The organism is Bradyrhizobium sp. ORS 285 (genome assembly GCF_900176205.1).
Taxonomy (GTDB): Bacteria; Pseudomonadota; Alphaproteobacteria; order Rhizobiales; family Xanthobacteraceae; genus Bradyrhizobium.
The window spans coordinates 3,216,187-3,238,437 of sequence record NZ_LT859959.1; the positions used below are offsets into that span (position 1 = coordinate 3,216,187).

The 22,251-nt window shown below is 65.3% G+C and carries 19 protein-coding genes; 8 read left to right on the plus strand and 11 right to left on the minus strand.

Features of this window, described 5'->3' with window-relative positions; genetic code table 11:
• Nucleotides 1-100: 100 nt before the first annotated feature.
• The 3 genes from BRAD285_RS14450 to BRAD285_RS14465 form a co-directional block, all read right to left on the minus strand.
• Nucleotides 101-754: a hypothetical protein gene (locus BRAD285_RS14450; protein WP_006611087.1), complete on the minus strand. Its 654-nt coding sequence runs from the start codon at nt 752-754 to the stop codon at nt 101-103.
• Nucleotides 755-1,704: 950 nt separating this feature from the next.
• A complete protein-coding gene (locus BRAD285_RS14460) occupies nt 1,705-2,334 on the minus strand; it encodes an HAD family phosphatase (protein WP_006611086.1) in 630 nt (209 codons plus the stop codon).
• Nucleotides 2,335-2,379: 45 nt separating this feature from the next.
• The gene (locus tag BRAD285_RS14465) at nt 2,380-3,516 is read right to left on the minus strand and encodes an alpha-hydroxy acid oxidase (protein ID WP_006611085.1); all 1,137 of its coding nucleotides are present in this window, start codon (nt 3,514-3,516) and stop codon (nt 2,380-2,382) included.
• A 416-nt stretch (nt 3,517-3,932) separates the two neighbouring features.
• Between BRAD285_RS14465 and BRAD285_RS14470 the strand changes: the two genes are divergently transcribed.
• Nucleotides 3,933-5,267: a S41 family peptidase gene (locus tag BRAD285_RS14470; RefSeq protein WP_006611084.1), complete on the plus strand. Its 1,335-nt coding sequence runs from the start codon at nt 3,933-3,935 to the stop codon at nt 5,265-5,267.
• A gap of 256 nt (nt 5,268-5,523) precedes the next feature.
• Here BRAD285_RS14470 and BRAD285_RS14475 read toward each other — a convergent pair whose 3' ends face one another.
• The 5 genes from BRAD285_RS14475 to BRAD285_RS14495 all read right to left on the minus strand — a co-directional run bounded on the left by BRAD285_RS14475 (nt 5,524) and on the right by BRAD285_RS14495 (nt 12,656).
• Nucleotides 5,524-8,235: an EAL domain-containing protein gene (locus BRAD285_RS14475; protein ID WP_006611082.1), complete on the minus strand. Its 2,712-nt coding sequence runs from the start codon at nt 8,233-8,235 to the stop codon at nt 5,524-5,526.
• Between the two features lie 149 nt (nt 8,236-8,384).
• A complete protein-coding gene (moaC, locus tag BRAD285_RS14480; protein ID WP_006611081.1) occupies nt 8,385-8,867 on the minus strand; it encodes a cyclic pyranopterin monophosphate synthase MoaC in 483 nt (160 codons plus the stop codon).
• Between the two features lie 6 nt (nt 8,868-8,873).
• Entirely contained in the window at nt 8,874-9,692 is an 819-nt protein-coding gene (trpC, locus tag BRAD285_RS14485; protein WP_006611080.1) for an indole-3-glycerol phosphate synthase TrpC, read from the minus strand.
• Nucleotides 9,693-9,707: 15 nt separating this feature from the next.
• Nucleotides 9,708-10,721: an anthranilate phosphoribosyltransferase gene (gene trpD / locus BRAD285_RS14490; RefSeq protein WP_035645759.1), complete on the minus strand. Its 1,014-nt coding sequence runs from the start codon at nt 10,719-10,721 to the stop codon at nt 9,708-9,710.
• Nucleotides 10,722-10,745: 24 nt separating this feature from the next.
• A complete protein-coding gene (locus BRAD285_RS14495) occupies nt 10,746-12,656 on the minus strand; it encodes a peptidylprolyl isomerase (RefSeq protein WP_006611078.1) in 1,911 nt (636 codons plus the stop codon).
• 223 nt (nt 12,657-12,879) lie between these two features.
• Between BRAD285_RS14495 and tpiA the strand changes: the two genes are divergently transcribed.
• A complete protein-coding gene (gene tpiA / locus BRAD285_RS14500) occupies nt 12,880-13,635 on the plus strand; it encodes a triose-phosphate isomerase (RefSeq protein WP_006611077.1) in 756 nt (251 codons plus the stop codon).
• Nucleotides 13,636-13,669: 34 nt separating this feature from the next.
• Here tpiA and BRAD285_RS14505 read toward each other — a convergent pair whose 3' ends face one another.
• Together BRAD285_RS14505 and BRAD285_RS14510 are read right to left on the minus strand one after the other, a co-directional pair.
• Nucleotides 13,670-14,197, minus strand: coding sequence for a GNAT family N-acetyltransferase (locus BRAD285_RS14505; protein ID WP_006611076.1), 528 nt, complete (start codon nt 14,195-14,197; stop codon nt 13,670-13,672).
• Between the two features lie 2 nt (nt 14,198-14,199).
• A complete protein-coding gene (locus BRAD285_RS14510; protein ID WP_006611075.1) occupies nt 14,200-14,766 on the minus strand; it encodes an XRE family transcriptional regulator in 567 nt (188 codons plus the stop codon).
• 210 nt (nt 14,767-14,976) lie between these two features.
• Between BRAD285_RS14510 and secG the strand changes: the two genes are divergently transcribed.
• The 5 genes from secG (at nt 14,977) to BRAD285_RS14535 (ending at nt 19,981) form a co-directional block, all read left to right on the plus strand.
• A complete protein-coding gene (gene secG / locus BRAD285_RS14515; protein ID WP_006611074.1) occupies nt 14,977-15,360 on the plus strand; it encodes a preprotein translocase subunit SecG in 384 nt (127 codons plus the stop codon).
• 167 nt (nt 15,361-15,527) lie between these two features.
• A complete protein-coding gene (locus tag BRAD285_RS14520; RefSeq protein WP_006611073.1) occupies nt 15,528-17,159 on the plus strand; it encodes a CTP synthase in 1,632 nt (543 codons plus the stop codon).
• A 288-nt stretch (nt 17,160-17,447) separates the two neighbouring features.
• On the plus strand, nt 17,448-17,774 hold the full coding sequence (locus BRAD285_RS14525) for an NIPSNAP family protein (protein ID WP_006611072.1): 327 nt from the start codon (nt 17,448-17,450) through the stop codon (nt 17,772-17,774).
• A gap of 120 nt (nt 17,775-17,894) precedes the next feature.
• The gene (gene kdsA, locus BRAD285_RS14530) at nt 17,895-18,758 is read left to right on the plus strand and encodes a 3-deoxy-8-phosphooctulonate synthase (RefSeq protein ID WP_035645736.1); all 864 of its coding nucleotides are present in this window, start codon (nt 17,895-17,897) and stop codon (nt 18,756-18,758) included.
• The gene (locus BRAD285_RS14535) at nt 18,758-19,981 is read left to right on the plus strand and encodes an MFS transporter (protein WP_006611070.1); all 1,224 of its coding nucleotides are present in this window, start codon (nt 18,758-18,760) and stop codon (nt 19,979-19,981) included. The genes kdsA and BRAD285_RS14535 overlap by 1 nt, the downstream gene beginning before the upstream one ends.
• Nucleotides 19,982-21,011: 1,030 nt before the next feature.
• On the opposite strand, the gene BRAD285_RS14545 is transcribed toward BRAD285_RS14535, so the two are convergent.
• On the minus strand, nt 21,012-21,389 hold the full coding sequence (locus BRAD285_RS14545) for a hypothetical protein (RefSeq protein WP_006611068.1): 378 nt from the start codon (nt 21,387-21,389) through the stop codon (nt 21,012-21,014).
• Nucleotides 21,390-21,682: 293 nt separating this feature from the next.
• On the opposite strand from BRAD285_RS14545, the gene BRAD285_RS14550 reads away from it, so the two are divergent.
• The gene (locus tag BRAD285_RS14550) at nt 21,683-22,234 is read left to right on the plus strand and encodes a hypothetical protein (protein ID WP_244422148.1); all 552 of its coding nucleotides are present in this window, start codon (nt 21,683-21,685) and stop codon (nt 22,232-22,234) included.
• Nucleotides 22,235-22,251: the final 17 nt, after the last annotated feature.

Genomic DNA, 22,251 nt, shown 5'->3' on the forward strand with positions numbered 1-22,251 from the left:
GTCGAGGGAGTCGCGTTCTAACCGAACGCGCACCGTGCGGCCAAGGGGCTCGGCTGTGATAGGTCTCTCAGGCTATGAAGCACCCAGGGCCGACGAGCAATCAGACCGGGTGCCTGATCCAGACATTCGGTTCGACATAGACGGCGTGCTCGGCGGACACGAGCACGGGCACCAGCGCGCCGGGAATCTCGATCTCGCCCGCGCGATCGAAGGCCACGCCCGTCCATTGCGTCCACTCCGCGAGCGTGCCGACGATGGTCATCGAGCACGGCGCAATCTTGACGATCTCGCCGCCAATTGCGAGGTGCGTGCGCAGCCAGGAATCCGTATGCTGGCCATCGGCGCGCCGCCGTTCGAGATAGGCGCGCATCGGCATGCGCGGCACCAGATGCTTCTGGTTCGGCCGCACCGGCGCGTAGAGCTCGGCGAAACCCTTTGCACGCGCGCAGCCCTTGAGCGCATCGAGCATCGCGCGCGAGGAGCCCGACACGCGCGCCTTCGGCAGCAGCGCGATCTCCAGCGCGCTCATCGTCGTTGGCCGTCGACCCAGCATGCGGTCCTCATGACCCCAGCGGATCACCTCGTCCCAGCCCGCATCCGGCAGCGTCGTGCGGTCATCGACGCCGAATGCAAAGGGAATGGCGAAGGCGCGCCCGACCACCTCGCCGCCATCGAGCGCAGCAAAGGCGCAGTCCGCAAAGTGCCCGAATGCAGCCTCGCCGTAATATAACATCGCCGTTCGGTCCTGCCGCATGAACTCCGGCCAGAGGCCGTCGAGCTCGGGTGCGAAGACGCGCGGGATCAGGTCCGGCCGGTCGCGCAGGGAGATGATGGTGAGGGTCATGCAACGTTCCAAACTGCGGTGATCGGGGCGGGGCAAGCAACCTTTAGACCGCTTGGCGTTTTAGGCGTTTGGAGCCTGTACAGCCAAGCCCGCAGCCGCTGCACGCGCCGTATACGGTAGATTCGCCGATGCCGAATTTTATCTTCGCCTTTTCGGAATTGTCTGCTATATTGATTTGGTCCCGTGCTCGACAGGAGGGGCGCTTCGCGATCGTCACGGACGTGGAGTGCGGGATGCGGTGGCCGCAATGATGTCGCAGCGGGCCTTGATGGCGCGCGGACGAACGGCAGCTTGCGGACGTGAAGTCGCGTAGTCCTGGCATCCCGACGCCGATGCCAAGCCGGCGGGTGATGATTCCGACGGCGACGGTGGCCAACAAGCCGAGCACCGGGGAGATCGCGTATAAGCGTGAAGACCATCGCGCAGGGAATGCCGGATGTCGGCTGGACCTGTGGTGACTGCCGCCTGCTTTTCTTGTTGCAGGCGGGCCATGGGTTGCGGCCTGCAGCCCGGCATTCCCTGCGCCCTCCGTTCGGACGAGGGTGAATGAACCAGCATCACTCGGGCATGTCATGCCGCGAGAACGAGTTTGCATGATTGAAGGTCAGGGAGCGTGGGCCTTCGCGATCAGTTCACACGCGTGTCATGCGTACTCCGCCCTCCGCTGTCGTCCCTGCGAACGCAGGCACCCATACCCCCAGGGAGCAGTTGTTTTGCGCGATGCCCGACCAGTCCTGCTTCATCACCATCTACGGTGGTTATGGGTCCCTGCGTTCGCAGGGACGACAGTGGTGTCTTTGGTAGCGTCACGGGCAGCTCCGAAAACTATAGCAGTTGTTCGACTTGTCCCGGCGAACGCATCAGAGCCCCAGCGCGGCCATGGCCGCCGCCACATCATCCGTGGAGCGCACCAGCACCGCTTTCAATCCGCTGGCCCGCGCGCCTTCGACATTCTCTGCGAGGTCATCGAAGAACACGATCCGCTCCGCCGGCACGCCGATCGCCTGCACCACGTGCTCATACGCCTCAGCATCAGGTTTGCGCAGGCCGATCGACGAGGACAGGAAGATCTCGCGGAAGTGACCGAGCAGGTCGGCATAAACAGGCGAGAAGTGATTGATATGCGGCTGGTTGGTGTTGGAGAACGCATAGAGCGGCAGCCGCGAAGCAGCGCGCGCGAGCAGGGGGGCGATGCCGGGCATCGGGCCGACGAAGATCGCGTTCCAGCCATCGAGAAACTGCGCGTCGCTGATGTCGATGCCGAGCTGCCGGCGCAGATTCGCGAAGAACGCGGCGTCGGAGACGGTGCCGCGCTCATGACCTTGGTAGACCTCGTCGCGCATGAAGCGGGCCGCGAGATCCTGCGGCGCGCACCCCGCATGCCCCGCCCAGCGCGCGACGACCTGGCCGAAATCGATGTCGATGACGACGCGGCCGAGATCGAACAGCAGCGCATCGGCCGCGCCGGGGCGGAGATCGGAGGGAAGCATGGCGACGCGCGTCTTTGCCGAGAGGGGAGCCGAAAGAGTGCTCCCTCAATAGCGATAGGGCTCGATGTCGACCAGCGGAAACGCGCTGACCACGCTCGGCAGATTCGTCGCGGTCGCCGGGTGCAAATACGAGCCGTTCAACTCGCCGAACGAGGTGACGCCGAGCAGGCCGAGCGCGCGGATGACCTCGTCCTCGAGCAGCTCCAGCATGCGCAGGACGCCGTCTTCGCCGGCCGCGGCGAGCGCCCAGCATTGCAGCCGGCCGATGCCGACGAGGTCGGCGCCGGAGGCGATCGCCTTGACGATGTCGGTGCCGCGCGAGATGCTGCCGTCGACCATGATCTTGGCGCGGCCCCTCACGGCCGCGACGACCTCCGGCAGCACATGCATGGCGCCGCGGCCATGATCGAGCTGGCGGCCGCCATGATTGGAGACATAGATCCAGTCGACGCCGTGATCGACGGCGATCTCTGCGTCCTCGGCGGTGGCGATGCCCTTGATGATCAGCGGCAGCTTGAACTTGTCCTTGATCAGCTTCACCGTGTGCCAGCTCAGCGCTTTCTGATGGTCGCCGCCGGTGGCGCGCAGCCGGCTTTCGCGCACGTAACGCTTTGCGATGTCGCGCTCGCGCCGGCTGTAATGTGCGGTGTCGACGGTGAGGCAGAACGCGGTGTAGCTGTTCGCGACGGCACGGCTGACATAGTCCTCGACGAAGGCGTCGTCACCGCGGACATAGAGCTGGAAGATGCGCAAGGCGTCGGGCGCGGCCTCCGCCGTCTTTTCCAAACCCGGTTCCGAAACCGAACTCAGCATGTGCGCCGCCCCGAACCGGCCGGCGCCGCGTGCCACGCTGGCGGCTCCCGCCGGATCGAAGATCTCGAGCGCCCCGACCGGGGCCAGCACCACCGGCAGGCGCAGCCTGCGCCCGAAGCTCTCGACCGAGGCGTCGACCCGGGAGACATCGCGCAGCACGCGCGGACGAAACGCGATCTCATCGAGCGCCATCCGGTTCCGCCGCAGCGTCGTCTCGGTCTCGGCGCCGCCGATGATGTAGTCCCAGGCGTTCTGGTTGAGCTGGGCGCGCGCCTTGCGGATGAACTCATGCAGGTTCTGGAACTTCTCGTCGCTGGCGCCGAGCTCGACGTTCCGCCACCCGGGTTCGATCGGGGTCTGTTGATTCATGTCTGCCTCCCAGCAACCATATTATCATTTGTTATCCAGCATCGCCCATCGGACAGCCGCTGTGCAAGCCATTCCGAACTGCGGCTGGCGCGGCCGCGCAGCGGCATCCATGCGCCGTGGACATCGATTCGATCGGGGCCACGTCGTTCATTCAGTTGTGATCACCAGGTGACCGTGAAAGCCCGGATAATGCAATCAGGCGGCGACGATCTTGAATTCAGCTTGTCAACGGCCATTTCCGGTGCGGGCTCACGGCGCGCCATGGTAGGCTGGGCGGACCGGTCAGGCCGCGGCGGCGGAGCTTCGGCCTTGAAGAAACCGGAAATGTGGTGTGAGTTCGTGGTCCAATCATGCCGCTGACGCGTTCGAACACGTGTGATCGGACGGCCATCAAACCAAGCTCGGGAAGCAAAACAATGCGGAAAAACTGGCTGTTCTTGGCGGGCACGATGACGGGCGTCGGTCTGACCCTGATGGTTTCGGGGCCGGAGGGTGCGCAGCTCATCGCCAAGGCCAAGGCAGCGGCCGGCATGGCCGACACCTATACGCAGCTCAATCTGTTCGGTGCGGTGTTCGAGCGGGTTCGCGCCGACTACGTCGAGAAGCCGAACGATCCCGCGCTGATCGAAGGCGCGATCAACGGCATGGTGTCCTCGCTCGATCCGCATTCGCGCTACATGAACGACAAGTCCTGGCGCGACATGCAGGAGACGACCTCCGGTGAGTTCGGCGGACTCGGCATCGAGGTCACGATGGAGGACGGTCTCGTCAAGGTCGTCGCGCCAATCGACGACACCCCGGCGTCGAAGGCCGGCATCCTCTCCGGCGATCTCATCGCCAAGATCGATGGCGACGCGGTGCAGGGCCTGACGCTCGAACAGGCGGTCGCCAAGATGAAGGGCGGGGTCAACACCAAGACCAAGCTGACGATCATCCGCAAGGGCAAGGACGCTCCAATGGATGTGACCCTGAATCGCGAGATCATCCGCGTGCGCCCGGTGCGCTATCACACCGAGGGCGGCGACATCGGCTACATCCGCGTCACCTCGTTCAACGAGCAGACCACCGAGAGCCTGCGCAAGGCGATTGCCACCATTTCCAAGGAGATCCCGCAGGAGAAGCTCGCTGGCTACGTGGTGGACCTGCGCAACAATCCGGGCGGCCTGCTCGATCAGGCGGTGTCGGTCTCCAGCACGTTCCTGCCGCGGGGCGAGGTGGTGTCCACGCGTGGCCGCAATCCCGAGGAGACGCAGCGCTTCACGGCGCGTGGCGGCGATCTCACCAAGGGCAAGCCGCTCGTGGTGCTGATCAACGGCGGCTCAGCCTCGGCCTCCGAGATCGTGGCGGGCGCGCTGCATGACCACAAGCGCGCGACCCTGATCGGCACGCGCTCGTTCGGCAAGGGCTCGGTGCAGACGATCATTCCGCTCGGCGCCGGCAATGGTGCGCTGGCGCTGACCACGGCGCGCTACTACACGCCGTCGGGCCGCTCGATCCAGGCTCAGGGCATCGCGCCGGACATCGAGGTGAAGCAGGACGTGCCCGACGATCTGAAGGACCGCACCGACATCAAGGGCGAAGCATCGATGCGCGGGCATCTGTCGGCGGCCGACGGCACCGAGCAGACCGGCTCGCAGTCCTACGTTCCGCCGGACGAGAAGGACGACAAGGCCTTGCACGCGGCGTTCAACGTGCTGCGCGGCGTCACCGTCAATGCCGATGTCCGCGCTAAGGCGGCGGTGCCGAACTGATTGCTGTTTGTCAGGGGCAAGGGCCGTGCCGGTCTCGCGCCCCGCTTTCGCTCACACCCGACGGGGCGGCCTTGCGGCCGTCCCGTCGTGGTTTTCGACCAGCGTGTACAGGCGGACACGGAGTATGTCCGACTGTTTCGGGTAGATCATGCTGACAGGCGCGCGTTCAAGCGAGCGAATGGTATGATCGAACGACAGGGTTTGAAATCGGCTGATGGAAAGCCGACAAATTGCAGCGGTATTTATCGATCGTCCCTCAGGCCGCATCGGAGCGGGCGCGCCGCCCGGACGAGCCGCCGGCGCGATGGCTGGCAAACAGGCTTCGCACCTCGGCCGCGGGCTTCGGAGGGCTGAACAGATAACCCTGCATCTCCGAGCAGCCGAGCCGCTTCAGCACCTGGCGCTGCGCCTCGGTCTCGACACCCTCGGCGGTCGTCGACATCTTGCGGATGGCGGCGATGTTGACCACCGCCTGCACGATGCTCGCGGACCCCTCCGACTCCGAGATGTCCTTCACGAAGCAGCGGTCGATCTTGATCTTGTCGAACGGAATCCGCTGCAGATAGCTGAGGCTGGAATAGCCGGTGCCGAAATCGTCGAGCGCGATGCGCACGCCGAGCGCGCGCAGCTCGTGCAGAGTATCCAGCGCATCATCGTCGCGGATCAGCACGGCTTCGGTGATCTCGAGCTCCAGCCGCCGCGGCGACAGGCCGGACGCCGCGAGCGCATTGGCGACCTTGAGCGCCAGCGTGCCGCTCTTGAACTGCACCGGCGAGACGTTGACCGCCAGCCGGATCTCGTCGGGCCAGCTCGCAGCCTCCGCGCAGGCGACGTGGAGGACGCGCTCGCCGAGCTGGTTGATGAGGCCGGTCTCCTCGGCAATCGGAATGAACTCGGCCGGCGAGACGTTGCCGCGAGTCGGATGCTTCCAGCGCACCAGCGCCTCGCAGCCGACGATGCGATCGTCCTGCAGGCTGAGACAGGGCTGGTAGTAGACCTCGAGCTGATCGTCCGCGATCGCCTGGCGCAGGTCGACCTCGAGCTGATGGCGGGCCTTGACCTGGGCGTCCATCTCCGGCTCGAAGAAGCGCCAGGTGCGGCGTCCCGCCGCCTTCGCGGCGTACATCGCGAGGTCGGCATTCTTCATGATCTGGTCGAGATTGGTGCCGTGCTGGGGAATCAGCGCCACGCCGATCGAAGCATCGGCGGTCAACTGGTGGCCCAGGCAATCGCGGGGAGCGCGGATCGCGGCAAGCATGTCCTCGATCAGGCAGCTGACGTCCTCGCGGCTCTTGATCGTGGTCTGCACGACGGCGAACTCGTCGCCGCCCAGCCGCGCAACGAAGCCGGCACTCCCGACGCACGTCTGCAAGCTGGTCGCAACGGACTTCAAGAGCTCGTCACCGATCAGATGGCCGAGCGAGTCGTTGACGCCCTTGAACTCGTCGATGTCGATGTAATGCAACGCCATCTGCCGTCCCTCGGCGACAGCAGCCATTTCTTTCTTCAGGCGCTCGTGGAACAGGGTGCGGTTCGGCAGCTCGGTCAGCGCATCATAATGCGCCAGATGCGTGATCCGCTGCTCCGCCCGCCTGCGCTCGGTGATGTCTTCATGGGTGGCAAGCCAGCCGCTGCCCACGATCGGCTCGTTGACGATCTGGATCGACCGACCGTCTGGCGTCTCGATGATCTGCGACGTCTTGCAGCCGATGTCACGCAGCACGGCATTGGCGTATTCGCCATCGTCGCCCGTGAGCGATCCGCTGGCCTTGCGGTGAGCGATCAGCTGCCGGAACGTGCAACCCGGCTTCACGACGTCTGCGGAGAGGCCGTACATGTCGATATAGCGCTGGTTGCTGATGACGAGACGCTCGGATGCGTCGAACAGCAGCAGGCCCTGGGTCATGTTGTTGACGGCCTTGTCGAGCCGTTCCTTCTCCAGGGTCAGGCGGCGGCTGGACGCTTCGTGATCGCTGATCAGCCGGCGTACGACGACGGCCAGCATGCCGGCGATCAGCAGCACGGAGGTCACGCCGACGGCGATCAGGAAGCGCATCTGCTCGCGCCAATCGGTCAGCGCCGCCGCGACGGTCGTCGTTGCCGTGACGATCAACGGGTAGCTCGTAAGCCGGTGCGATGCGCCGACGCGCTGCTCGCCATCCACGGGGCTGCTGAAGATGCCGGTGGTGTTGCCGTCGCCGGCCAGAATCTGGCGGAAGATCGGTGCGGCGCGGTAGTTCTGGCTCAGCATGCCCTCGTGGTGAGGATGGCGGGCCAGCAAAGTCCCGTCGCGATGCATCATGGAGATCGCAGCCTCGGGGCCGAGCGCAACCGAGGCGAAGAAACGTTCGATGTTGATGGGCTCGAGACTGCGGCTGATGACGCCCAGGAACTGGCCGTTGGGACTGGTCACCTTCAGGGCGAAGACCGCGACAAAGGTGCCGCTGACCCGGCCGAACACCGGTTCGATCAGCAGTTGCGGCGCGGTGGGATCGGACTTCAATCGCTGGAAAAAGGAGCGGTCGGAGATGTTGATCGGCGGCACTGGCCAGGACTTCGCGGAATTGATCAGGTTGCCGTCGGAATCGAAGATGTTCAGGCCGCCGAGATAAGACGTCGCGCTCAGCTTGCCAGTCAGCATGGCGTTGATGCTGGCGGTCCCCATCTGCTCCTTGAAGCGAGCGCTGGTGTCGATGCGGTTTTGCCGAACATAATTGGCGAGGTCGCGCTGGATGGCGCCGAGGTCCTCCATCTGCTGGTCGAAATGGCGCGCCAGGAGCAGCACCGTGTTCTCCAGCTCGCGGGTCGCGCTGTCGAGCGCGCGCTGCCGGAAACTGTCGGCCATGATGGTCGCGCCGATCGCGATCGCCGCAATCAGCACGAGGCCTCCGCCGACCAGCCACCCGATCGGGCCACTGCGGTCGGTCGAACGTTGGAGGGCATTCCGGGGACTGGTGTTCGTCGTCATCGGTCCTGAATACGCTTGCGATGGGCGCTTCGGGATGGCCGTCCGACGTCCCTCCCACAACCATGGCTACATGTCGGCCATGGAAGTGAGGTTAGGAAGTTGAGTTAGCGAACGATTAATTTGAAGTTGTATTTAGCTGGTAAATACCTTCAGGCGCGATAATGCCCGGACTTGCCGCCGATCTTCTCGGTCAGATGGATGCCTTCGATGCGCACGCCGCGCTCGGCGGCCTTGATCATGTCGTATATGGTCAGGCAGGCGACGGAGACGGCCGTGAGCGCCTCCATCTCGACGCCCGTAGGTCCCGTGACCTTGACGGTTGCGCTGACGACGCAGCCGGGCAGGGCGGCGTCCGGCGTGATGTCGACGGTGACCTTGGACAGCGCCAGCGGGTGGCACAGCGGAATGAGGTCCGAGGTCCGCTTCGCGGCCATGATGCCGGCGATGCGCGCCGTGCCCAGCACGTCACCCTTCTTGGCATTGCCGGAGACGATCAGCTCCAGCGTGGCCGGGCTCATCACGACGCGCCCCTCGGCCGTTGCGGTCCGTTCCGTCGCCGCCTTGTCGGAGACGTCGACCATGCGGGCTTCGCCGCGCGCGTCGATGTGGGTGAGGGACGGCTTGTCGTTCATGACCGGCTACTCGGCCGCGCTGGCAGAGGAGGAATCACGGGCGAGCAGGGCGCGCGTGGCCGCGGTCACGTCCGCCTGCCGCATCAAGCTCTCGCCGACCAGGAACGTCTGGATGTCGACACGCGCCAGACGCGCGAGATCCACGGACGTGAAGATGCCGCTCTCGCCGACCAGCAGGCGGTCCTTCGGCACCAGCGGCGCCAGGGTTTCGGACGTGGCCAGCGTGGTCTCGAAGGTGCGCAGGTTGCGGTTGTTGATGCCGATCATCGGGGAGCGCAGCTTCAGCGCGCGATCGAGCTCGGCGCGATCGTGGATCTCGATCAGCACGTCCATGCCGTGGGCGAGCGCGGCCGCCTCGATATCGGCAGCGGCGGCATCATCGAGCGCTGCCATGATGATCAGGATGCAGTCGGCGCCATGCGCGCGCGCCTCGATCACCTGATAGGTGTCGAACATGAAGTCCTTGCGCAGCACGGGCAGGGCGGTCGCCGCGCGCGCTGCGACCATGAAGTCGAGATGGCCCTGGAACGACGGCGTATCGGTCAGCACCGACAGGCAGGCCGCGCCGCCGGCCTCGTACGCCTTGGCGAGAACCGGCGGATCGAAATCGGCGCGGATCAGGCCCTTGGACGGGGAAGCCTTCTTGATCTCGGCGATCAGCGCATAGTCGCCGGTCGCATGCTTGGCTCGGATGGCGTTGACGAAGCCGCGCGGCGGCCGGGCGTCACGCGTACGCGCCTCGAGCTCCGGCAGCGGGCACGCCCGCTTGGCGGCTGCTATCTCCTCGCGCTTATAGGTTTCGATCTTGGCCAGGATGTCGGACATGGCGCCCTCCAGGGATCAGCTGTTGGAGATGGCGATCAACTGCTTCAACCGCGCGGCAGCTGCTCCGCTGTCGAGCGAGTCCTGACCGATCGCAACGCCTTCCTGAAGCGTCTTGGCGCGGCCCGCAACAACCAATGCCGCAGCCGCATTCAACACCGCGACATCGCGATAGGGGCTCGGCAGACCGTCCAGCACGCTCTGCAGCGCCACCGCATTGGCCGCGGCGTCGCCGCCCTTCAGCCCCTCGCTGCCGCACAGGCCGAGCCCGGCCTGCTCCGGCGAGATCTCGAAGGTACGGATGTGGCCGTTCTCCAATGCGGCGACGAAGGTCGGGCCGGTCAGAGTGATTTCGTCGAGTCCGTCGGAGCCATGGACGACCCAGGCGGCTTCCGAGCCGAGGTTCTTCAGCACCTGGGCCAATGGCTCGACCCATTGTCTGGAGAAGACGCCGACCATCTGGCGCTTGACGCCGGCGGGGTTCGACAGCGGTCCGAGCAGGTTGAAGATGGTGCGGGTGGCGAGCTCGACCCGGGTCGGGCCGACGTTCTTCATCGCCGGATGGTGGGCGGGGGCGAACATGAAGCCGATACCAGCCTCGCGCACGCAACGTCCGACCTGATCGGGCTTGAGATCGATCTTCACGCCGAGCGCGGCGAGCACATCGGCGGCGCCGGAGCGCGACGACAGCGCGCGGTTGCCGTGCTTGGCGACCGGCACGCCGGCGCCGGCCACGATGAAGGAGGCGCAGGTCGAGACATTGACCGACCCGGAGCCGTCACCGCCGGTGCCGACGATGTCGACCGCACTGGCCGGTGCGTCGACACGCAGCATCTTGGCGCGCATCACGCTCACGGCACCGGTGATCTCTTCCACCGTCTCGCCGCGGACGCGCAGCGCCATCAGCAGCGCGCCCATCTGCGACGGTGTGGCCTCACCCGACATCATCCTGTCGAAGGCGGATGCTGCCTCCTCGCGAGAGAGGGGCGCCCCTGTCGCCACCTTGCCAATGATCGACTTGAGATCGTCCAGCACGCGCTTACCCCCAGCGATCGATCATTGATTGCTGCCGCCGCCGACCACCTGGGCCACGGCAGCTTCGTTGATCGTGGTCCCGATGTCCTTCTCGAGCTTCAGGACATACGACGTACCCTGCTCGTCGGCCAGCGCGCGTTGCAGCTGGTCCTTGAGCTTCTTCACGTCTTCGGAAGCGAGGTCGACCTTGGGATCGACGATGTCGGTTACGCGGAAGACGATCCACTGCTTACCGCCATCGGCCTCGGTCTGGCCGACGCCGTCCTTCGCCGTGCGGAATGCTGCGGTGATGGCTCCTGCCGGGACGCCCGGCAGGCTCGCATCGCGCTTGAATGCGGTTGCGTTCTCCAGCTTCACGCCGAGCGCAGTCGCCTCGTCCGCGAGCTTGCCGCCCTCGTTGAGCTTCTTGACCAGTTCGGTGGCCTTGGCGCGCAGCTTGGCGGCAACCTCATCATCGCGCCATTTGGCGGCGACCTGGTCCTTGACTTCGTCGAGCGTGCGATCGCGCGGCGGGGTGATGCCGAGCACCTCGAACCACACATAGCCGCCGCGGAACGAGATCGGCTCGTTGTCGACGCCGACATCGCTGTTGAAGGCCTGGGAGACGACGTCGAGGCCGAGCGGAATGTTCGGGACAGGCTGACCGTTGGGCTGTTTGCCAGAGCGATCCACCGCTTCGACCGTCACCGCATTGAGGCCGAGCTTCTTGGCAGCCTCAGCGACGCTTGCTCCGCCGCCGCGCTCGTCCTCCATCTTGTCACGGAGATTGGCGACCTGCGCCTTGGCGCGATCGGCGGCGATCTCCTTCTTGATGTCGGCGGCGACGCTCTCATAAGAGGGCTCCTGGCCCGGCTGGATCGCGCTCACCTTCACCAGCGCCACGTTGAACGCGCCCTTGACCGGCTGGCTGACCTCGCCGGTCGGCAGCGAGAAGGCGGTATCGGCCACGGCGGGATCGAGAATCGCCGACTTCGTCACCAGCCCGAGATCGAGGTCGGAGGGATTGAGGTTACGCTCCTTGGCGAGTTCGTCGAACGTGACCTCACCGGCGGCGATGCGGGCGCGCGCGGCCTGGGCTTCCTCCATGCTCGGGAACGTCATCTGCTGGACCTGGCGCTTCTCCGGCGTCCCCATCAGCGCCTTGCGCTGGTCGAACACCTTCCGCGCATCCTCGTCGGACACGTCGGTCGACTTGCCGATCTCTTCGGGCGTCACCAGCACGAACGAGAGCTTGCGATACTCAGGTGCCTTGAACTGCGCCTTGTGCTCGTCGAAGTACGACGCGAGGATCTCGGGCGAGGGGGCCTCGATGGTGCCGGCCTGCGCCGCGTCGAGCTTAATGTAGTCGATCGAGCGCTGCTCGTTCTGGAAACGACTGAGCGCGTCGAGCATGAGGGTGGACGGCTCGAGCCCGGCCGCGATCGTGCCGGTGATCTGCCGCCGCAGCGACTGCCGGCGCTGGTCGGCCAGATAGCGCTGCTCGGTGAAGCCGAAATTGCGGATGATGGCCTGGAAGCGCTGCGGATCGAACGCGCCGTTCGGGCCCTTGAAGTTGGGATCGCTGAGGATCACGCGCATCGTCTCGGCATCCGACTGGCCGAGACCGAGCCGGCGGGCCTGCTCGTCGAGAGCCGCTTCCGCGATCGTCTGCTGCAGCACGGAGCGGTCGAGCCCGAACATGCGGGCCTGGTCCTGGGTCAACGGCCGGCCGATCTGGCGGCCGATCTGCTGCAGACGGTCGGTATAGATCTGGCGGAACTCGTTGATCGAGATCTCGGTGCGTCCCACGGTTGCAGCCGTCGACTGGCCGAAGCCGCGGAAGATGTCGGCGATGCCCCAGATGCCGAAGCTGACGATCAAAACGCCCATGACCACCGCCATGATGGTCTTGCCGAGCCAGTTTGATGAGGCCTTGCGTAATCCTCGAAGCATGGGTCCAGTCTGTCTGCAGGAAAAAGGATGAAGGGGCCGCGCCTTGGAGCGGATTTAGCGGAAGGGCGTCACCGATTTGGAACGGCTTATAATGAGGCAGCCGCCCGGTCGCAACCTCGCGCCTGAGGCGGATTGAAGCGGTGGGAAGACCGTTCCCGCTCTGGTACTCCTGCAGGGGCTCTGCTAGCCGATCTCCTGTCACAACGCTTGCTGGAATCCTGCCATGACCGACCGCATCCGCCCCCTGATTGCCGGCAACTGGAAAATGAATGGCCTGAGGGCTTCGATCGCCGAGTTCGAGGCGATGCTGGCGGGCGCGGCCGAGGTCGCGGCGAAGGCCGATCTGCTGGTATGTCCGCCGGCGACCCTGGTGTCGGCCTTCACCGAGAAGGCGCGCGGCAACAAAGCGATCGCGGTCGGCGCGCAGGATTGCCACGCCAAGGCGTCGGGCGCCCATACCGGTGATCTCTCGGCCGAGATGCTGGCCGACGCTGGCGCGAGCGCCATCATCGTTGGCCATTCCGAGCGCCGGGCCGATCATGGTGAAAGCGATATCGTGGTGCACCAGAAGACCGAGGCGGTGTGGCGCGCCGGGCTGGTGGCGATCGTCTGCGTCGGCGAGACCCAGCAGCAGCGCGACGCCGGGCAGACGCTGGATATCCTGCGCGGGCAGCTCAACCTCAGCCTTCCCGAGGGATCGCAGGCCGGCAATCTGGTCGTGGCCTATGAGCCGGTCTGGGCGATCGGCACCGGGCTGACGCCGACCGCGAGGGATGTCGAGCAGATTCATGCCTTTATCCGGCAATTGCTGACCGATCGCTTCAAGGGGGAGGGCGCGAAGATGCGGATCCTCTATGGCGGTTCGGTGAAGCCCTCCAATGCCGCCGAGCTGATGGCAGTTGCGAACGTGAACGGCGCGCTGGTCGGCGGCGCCAGCCTGAAGGCTGCGGATTTTCTCGCGATTGCGAAGGGATGTTGAAGCAGCTCTCGAACATCGCGCGAGGACCCGCGGTTCACGCTGCTCCTCCGACCCGCTTCCAGTAGATCATCGTCCCCGTGAGGCCGCCATGCGGCTTCACCGCGTAGTCCGGAATGATTCCGGACAACTGGAAACCGAGACCCTCATAGAGCCCCGAGGCGCCGCCGTCCTCGGCGGTGTCCAGCACCAGCATCGTCCGTCCATGCTGGCGAGCCAGGGCTTCGGCCGCGCGCAGCAGGGCGGTGGCGATCCCGCGCTTGCGATGGCTGACGCGCGTCATCATCTTTGCGATCTCAGCACGATGCGGCTGGTTCGGCGGCAGCTTGAGCTGCAAGGTCACGGTTCCCACCACCGTTTCGCCGTCGAGCGCGCCGAGCACGATCCGCTCGCCGCGCGCGGCGCTCGCCAACGACTCGCGCCAGAACGCGTCAGCATCGTCGGTGCCGAGCGGGTGCATGAAGCTGACCGAGCCGCCATTCGCGACCGTCTCGATCAACATCTCATTGAGCCCGGCGCGAATAGCCGGGGTGTCGGACAGCGCTGCAATTCGAATCGCGGACATTCTCAACTCCGGGCAAGCGCCACCACATAGGTGCAGGGCGCGTCGGTCTCATTGGCGAAGGTGGTATCGATCGGCGGGCCGAAGCCGAGGCAGTCGCCGGGCCCAAGCTCATGGCGCTCGGCGCCTTCGATGATCGTCAGGCGTCCGCTCTGAACCCAGAGCAGTTGGCGGATGTGGATGTAGGACGAGGCCGGCAGGGTCACGCTGCGCCCGGCGGGCATCTCCACGGACACGAGCTCGACCGGATGGTCCGGGCGCAGGAACACCTGGCGCCTGAGATAGCCGGTGTCGGGGTCGCGCCAGACCGGCTGCTCGCTGGCCCTCGACACGCGCTCCGGCTGGGCTTCCGCGCGGAGCATCAGGCCCGCCAGCGTGAGCTCGAAGGCGCTCGCGAGCTTGACGAGCACCACGGCTGTCGGGCTCACTTCTGCCCGCTCGATCTTGCTGATCGTGGCCTTCGAGACTCCCGAGCGCTCGGCAAGATCGGCAAGGGACCAGCCGCGGCCGTCCCGTTCCAGCTGGAGACGCCGAGCGAGCCGCTGGCTGAAGTCGTCAATTATTTGATCCATTCGTCTCTATTAATGGATATGGGATCACCTTTCAAGAGCGACCGATGCTGTCCGTCTCCACGCTTGTGAGAAGCGCGGCTGCGATTATCTGCGGGGTGGCGTTGCCCGATTTGATCGTGTAACACCGCGCAAATTTCCGAATAGCCCGCGAAGCTCTCGCGATCCCGGCCCCCGGTCGGGGCCAGCGAGGGCTTGTGACGGAAGGTCACCATGCAGACTGTCTTGATCGTCATCCACCTCATGATCGTCGCCGTCCTGATCGGCGCGGTGCTGTTGCAGAAGTCCGAAGGCGGCGGCCTTGGCATGGGCGGCGGCGCCGGCTTCATGTCGAGCCGCGGCACGGCAAACCTGCTGACGCGCACCACGGCGATCCTGGCGGTCGGCTTCTTCATCACCAGCCTGCTGCTGACCTGGCTTGCCGGCCTCGAGCGCAAGCCCACGTCGATTCTCGGCACCGTGCCCGGCCAGACGCAGTCCGGCGGTGCGACGCCGGTGGCGCCGGGCAGCGGCGGCGTGCTCGACCAGCTGAAGAAGGCTGACGAGCAGCAGGCACCGGCGGCGCCGAGCGCTCCGTCCGCCCCGCAGTCGCAATAACGCGGGGAAGCCATGCAGGAACGCAATTGGCGTCCTGCATCAGGAGGCGGTCTCAAGTCTCTGAGGCCATTCATATTTTGACGTAACCCACAGGCCCGCGACAACGTTGCGGGCCGACCACGATTCGTTTTGGCGAATCGCACTAGCGGCATTAAAGGTAGGGTCCCATGGCGCGGTACATCTTCATCACCGGCGGCGTGGTTTCCTCGCTCGGAAAGGGTCTGGCTTCAGCCGCGTTAGGCGCGCTGCTGCAGGCCCGCGGCTACAAGGTCCGGCTTCGCAAGCTCGACCCCTATCTCAACCTCGATCCAGGCACGATGTCGCCGTATCAGCACGGCGAAGTCTTCGTGACCGATGACGGCGCCGAGACCGATCTCGATCTCGGCCATTACGAACGTTTCACCGGGCGGCCCGCGACCAAGGCCGACAACATCACCACGGGCCGCATCTATCAGGACATCCTGACCAAGGAGCGCCGCGGCGATTATCTCGGTGCGACCATCCAGGTCGTCCCGCACGTCACCAACGCGATCAAGGAATTCGTGCTGTCGGGCAATGACGAGTATGATTTCGTGCTGGTCGAGATCGGGGGTACGGTCGGCGACATCGAGGGCCTGCCGTTCTTCGAGGCTATCCGCCAGCTCAAGAACGATCTGCCGCGCGACCACGCGATCTACATCCACCTCACGCTGCTTCCGTACATCCCGAGCGCCGGCGAATTGAAGACCAAGCCGACGCAGCACTCGGTCAAGGAGCTGCGCTCGATCGGCATCCAGCCGGATATCCTGCTGTGCCGCACCGATCGCGAGATCCCGAAGGAGGAGCGGCGCAAGCTCGGCTTGTTCTGCAACGTGCGTGAGAGCGCGGTGATCGAGGCGCGCGACGTCGACAACATCTACGCCGTGCCGGAGGCCTATCACGCCGCCGGTCTCGACGGCGAGGTGCTGGCCGCGTTCGGCATCGAGCCGCGGGTGCCGCCAGCGCTCGCCAGCTGGCACACGATCAACGAGCGCGTCCGCAATCCGGAAGGCGATGTCACGATCGCGATCGTCGGCAAGTACACGGGCATGAAGGATGCTTACAAGTCGCTGATCGAGGCGCTGTCGCATGGCGGCATCGCCAATAAGGTCCGCGTCAAGCTCGACTGGATCGAGAGCGAGGTGTTCGAAAACGAGGACCCCGCGCCGTTCCTCGAGCACGTCAACGGCATCCTGGTGCCCGGCGGCTTCGGCCAGCGCGGCGCGGAAGGAAAGATCCGTGCGGCGCAATTCGCGCGAGAGCGCGACGTGCCGTATTTCGGCATCTGCTTCGGCATGCAGATGGCGGTCATCGAAGCCGCGCGCAATCTCGTCGGGATCACGGAGGCGAACTCGACCGAGTTCGGTCCGACTAGGGAGCCGCTGGTCGGCCTGATGACCGAGTGGCTGCGCGGCAACGAGCTCGAGAAGCGCTCGAAGAGCGGCGATCTCGGCGGCACGATGCGGCTCGGCGCGTATCCTGCGGCGCTCAAGCGCGGCAGCCGCGTGTCCGAGGTCTACGGCGGCGCGACCGAGATTTCCGAGCGGCATCGCCACCGCTACGAGGTCAACACCGCCTACAAGGATCGGCTGGAGCAGCACGGCCTGAAGTTCTCTGGTCTCTCGCCGGACGGCGTGCTGCCGGAGATCGTGGAGTACGAGGACCATCCGTGGTTCATCGGTGTTCAATTCCACCCCGAGCTGAAGTCGCGTCCGTTCGAGCCGCACCCACTGTTTGCGTCGTTCATCCAGGCCGCGGTGGTGCAGTCGCGGTTGGTTTGAGCCAGCTGCAACGGGCGAGAACAAGCTGCTCGCAGACAACGTGCACCGCCGATTTCCGCACTTAACCCTCATGGTGAGGAGCGTCGCCCATGCGATGCGTCTCGAACCATGAGGCCAAGGTCCGGGGCCTCGCTCTTCGAGATGCGCGCCAAGGGGCGCGCTCCTCGGCGTGAGGGGCGAACATCGTTCCGGGCAGCGCGAAATGTAGTGGCCACTACGCCTTTGACGGCCGCAGCGATTGTTGCGACAACGCTCCTTGGTTGAGAAAAACAGATCAGGGAGGATCAGATGATCTACGAGAGCCGCATCTATCGCTGCATTCCCGGCCGGCTGCCGGCGCTGCTGAAGCGCTTCGAAAACACGACGCTGAAGCTGTGGGAGACGCACGGCATCCGCCCGGTGGGCTTCTTCACCACCCTGATCGGCGAATCCAACCAGGACCTGACCTATTTCCTCGCCTGGGAATCGCTCGCCGAGCGCGAGACCAAATGGACCGCGTTCATGACCAATCCGGAGTGGATCGCGGCGCGGGCCAAGAGCGAGGAGGACGGCCAGATCGTCGCCAACATCACCAGCCAGTTCCTGGTGCCGACGGCGTTCTCGGCGCTGAAATAGAGCCCGGAGCGGGGCGGGGATGACCGATCCCCGCAACCCTGCCATTCCCCTGGGCGAATGCGCCTTGATCAGGCGGGCCATGCTGGGCATGGTCCGGCGCAACCTGAGGGGATCGTGACCATGACCACAGCCACCACTGCCGCCCCGATCGTGACCGCAGGCTCGGTTCGCTTCGGCAACGACCTGCCGCTCGCGGTGATCGCGGGCCCCTGCCAGCTCGAGAGCCGGGGCCACGCGCTCGAGGTTGCCTCGGCCCTGAAGGAGATCGCGACGCGGCTGAACATCGGTCTCGTCTACAAGACGTCGTTCGACAAGGCCAACCGCACCAGCGGCTCGGCGGCCCGCGGGCTTGGGCTCGCCCAGTCGCTGCCGATCTTCGCCGAGATCCGATCGTCGCTTGGGCTGCCCGTGCTGACGGACGTGCATGACGCCAGCCAATGCGCCGAGGTGGCGCAGGCGGTCGACATTCTGCAGATCCCGGCGTTCCTGTGCCGGCAGACCGACCTGCTGCTCGCGGCGGCGGCGACCGGCAAGGTCGTCAACGTCAAGAAGGGCCAGTTCCTGGCGCCCTGGGACATGGCCAACGTGGTGGCCAAGATCACCGGCGCGGGCAATCCCAACGTGCTCGCGACCGAGCGCGGCGTCTCGTTCGGCTACAACACGCTGGTCTCGGACATGCGGTCGCTGCCGATCATGGCGAGGATGACCGGCGCGCCGGTGATCTTCGATGCAACGCATTCGGTGCAGCAGCCGGGTGGGCAGGGCACCTCGTCGGGGGGCCAGCGCGAATTCGTGCCCGTGCTCGCACGCGCGGCCGTGGCGGTCGGCGTCGCCGGCGTGTTCATCGAGACGCATCCCGATCCCGATCATGCGCCCTCCGACGGACCGAACATGGTCCCGCTGGCGCAGTTCGAGGGATTGCTGCGGACGCTGATGGCGTTCGACAAGCTCGCGAAGGGGCAGGCGGCGGACGCCGCGTCCTGATGCACCAGCACGTCGCCAAGCCGTCTGACAGCAAGCCCGACAGCAAGTTTCCGCCGGCCGTCAACATCATCGCCTTGGCGGGCTTCTCCGCGGCGCTGTCGACGCGGGCGCTCGATCCGGTGCTGCCGCATGTTGCCGAGGATTTCTCGATCAGCATCGCGACCGCAGCCGGGATCGCCGCGGGCTACGCGCTGATCTACGCGCTGATCCAGCCGGCGATCGGCGCCGCCGCCGATCTGTTCGGCAAGGCGCGGCTGATGACCTTGTGCCTCGCGCTGCTCGGCGTGGCCAGCGTGCTCGGCGCGCTTGCGACCTCGTTCCCGCTGCTGTTCGCCACCCGCATCCTCGCCGGCATCGCCTCCGGCGGCGTGTTTCCGGTCGCGCTCGGACTGACCGCCGATCTCGTCGCGCCCGACAAGCGCCAGGTCGCGATCGGCCGCACCTTGGCGGGCTCGATGGCCGGCAACCTGCTCGGCGCCACCGCGTCCGGCATCATCGGCGATTTCATCGGCTGGCGCGGCGTGCTCGCGATCCTGGGCGCGCTCGGCCTGATCGCCTCCTTCGCGGTCGCCGCCGGTTTTCGCGGCGCCAAGGTGACGCACGCGGCGACCACCGATCTCGCCACCTTGAAGAAGGGCTACGGCATCATCTTCAGGAACCCGAACACGCGCTTCTGCTACTCGGCGGTGTTCGTCGAGGGCTGCTGCGTATTCGGGCTGTTTCCGTTCATCGCCTCGTTCCTGTTCGACCTCGGCGAGACCTCGCTGTCGATCGCCGGCATCGTCATCGCGGGCTTCGCCGTCGGCGGCCTGTTCTACACGGCCACCGTGTCGAACTTCCTGCCGCGGCTCGGCGTCAAGGGCATGATGATCGTCGGCGCCGCGCTGGTCGGCGTGCAGCTTGCCGCATTGTCGTTCGGTCCGTCCTGGAAGCTGCAATTCGCCTGCATGCTGATGATGGGCTGGGGCTTCTACATGATCCACGGCTGCCTGCAGGTGTTCGCCAGCGAACTGTCGATCGGCGCCCGCGCCACCGCGATGTCGCTGCACTCGTTCTTCTTCTTCCTCGGCCAGACCGTCGGCCCGATCGCCTATGGCTTCGGCGTCGTGCATGGCGGCAAGCAGCCGACCCTGTTCATCGCAGGCGCCCTGATGGTCGCCCTCGGCTTCGCCTGCGCCGCGCTGCTGCGGCAGCGTCCGCCCGCGGATGCGGCGACGACGTGACGGTCGTTTGAGCCGCGAGTGCAGGCCTTTTGTATTCGAAGACTTGGGGCCGTCGCTGCAGGAAAGCCTACTGATTTGTTGCTCCGTCATGGCCGGGCTTGTCCCGGCCATCCACGTCATCCGGCACGCTGAGAAGGACGTGGATGCCCGGGCCTTCGCCGCGCCGAAGCGGCTTCGGCCGCGCAGGCGGGACAAGCCCGGGCATGACGACGTGGAGAGAGCCGAGCGCAACACGCCCATCGTCCGCCCCTTTCGCCGCCAGCGAGAGCGAGGGCGCCCTTTCTTGCTCTCGATGTTGAACATGCGCGGCTGAGACATCTGTGCTCGGCTTGGCTATGCGCCCCAGGACACACCGCCGCCTTCTCGCGGCGCATCGGCGTCCGAGCCTTGCCTTTGGACATGCCCTTCTCCTTCGAAGAGGGCACGGGGAATGCCGGGAGCTGGCCGCCCCCATGGCCCGCCTGCGGAAAAAAATGCAGGCGGCAGGTACCACAGGTTCAGCCGAGACATCCCGGCATTCCCCGCGCGATGGTTGGGCGGCTTATACGTACTCTCCCCGGGGACCGGGCTGTCTTGCCCCCGTGACCGGCGGATCATCATCACCGCCAGCGTGACCTCAGCGTCGGGAGGCCAGGACCATACGACTTCGCCGGCGCATCAGGTTCGTTCGTCCGCATGACTGATCACGCTGCGAACCCGACACACCCACCGCATCCCGCCTCAACGTCCGTGACGACCGCGAAGCGCCCCTCTGATCGAGACGGGACGGAGACAGTCAAACACATATTCTGATAAAACGAAAGAGGAATGTTTCTCCCGGGAGGTCTGACCGGCGTCATCGGATTGAATGCGCGGCAGAAATTAGTTTGCTGGAGCAGCGGCTTGCTAGTCGCATGGAACAAGACCGTCGAGCGGGAGCGCGCCCGTCGGGCAACTCAGGGGCAACGGGGCAGGACGCGAGAAGAGTTGTTCCGTGGTGCGGTGCAGGGCTGAGACTAAGAAAGACCTGCTCAGCTGAAAATCGCTGAGTCTACGGCGTGAGAGCCAGAACAAGCAGAGATATTCCCGCCCAATTGGCAATGCCGCAAATCAGGACCACCGTGCTCCAGAGTCGAGCTCGGCTTATGCGCTTGATCTCCGCAAGCAAGACGAGCAGCACGAGGGTCAGTGGCGAGAAGTAGAGAAAGATAAAGGGAACGCTGGCATTTTGCGACGTTGGATAGGTGAGCGTCCCAATCGTGACGGTTAGAAATGTCAGGCAGCCGCCGATGATTCCGGCCGACAATGCCAGCCTGTAGGTCAGGGGGCGGACAGCGACGAAATAGGTGGGCACGACGAAAGCCACAGCAGCGATCGTGGACAGATTGTTGATGGTGGGTACGGCGCTGTAAATCTGAGAAGCATCCACGTAACTATCTCCGTCACGTTGTCCGGCAACGTGCAGGACGATTACGTTGACAGTGCCGGGCTATACGCCCAAGTGAGGTGCAACAATCTCAGCGACATGGTGTGAAGGTGACGGTGCACCCATCAGCGGGGCCGGGTCGCGATTTGAGTACGTTCATGGTCATCCTGTCGAGCAGTTACCACAACCCTAGGTTATATCGACTTGCGTTTCTCATTTGTTCTCGCTAGAGTCGCTTCGCAGCAGGGGGAGCAGCAGTGAAGCAGTCCTGGCGTTGGTTGTTGGTTGTCGCGATCTTGGCGGGGAGTTTCCATCAGGCGCTGGCGCAGCCGACGGCCAGATCCGAAGGCAGGTCCGAAGGTCCGCGTAGCGCCGCCAGCGCGCCGGCCAAGATCCTGCTCAGCTCGCACCGGGGGGATGCGACCATTCTGACCCTCTCCGATCCGGACAGCGACAAAGCGGAGGTCACGTTCCGGATCGAGCTCGACGACGCGATCGAGAGGTGTCTGCGCGAGCCGCCGCCTGACGACATCAATCCGGCGGAAGTGGCGCGGTGCGCCAAGCAGGTCATGGACCTCAATGACGGCAAGCCGTCCAAGCGGCGGGCGATGTGCTCGAAAAACACTGTCTACACGGAGTTCGGCAACTACTCGCTGGTCGGCACCGGCGAGCCCCAGTCGAATGGCGAAGGCAACAAGAAGTCGATCCGCACCGACTGGAAAGATCATCGCAACGAAAAGATCGTCGGCAATTGCAGCGCCTGCAGGACGCCCGAGATCATCAATACGTTCGAGGTGCTTTGTCCGGCAACCTACAAGGCCAAGTTCGACGGCTTTGCCGCGTATTGAGGCGCGGCCGATCGATC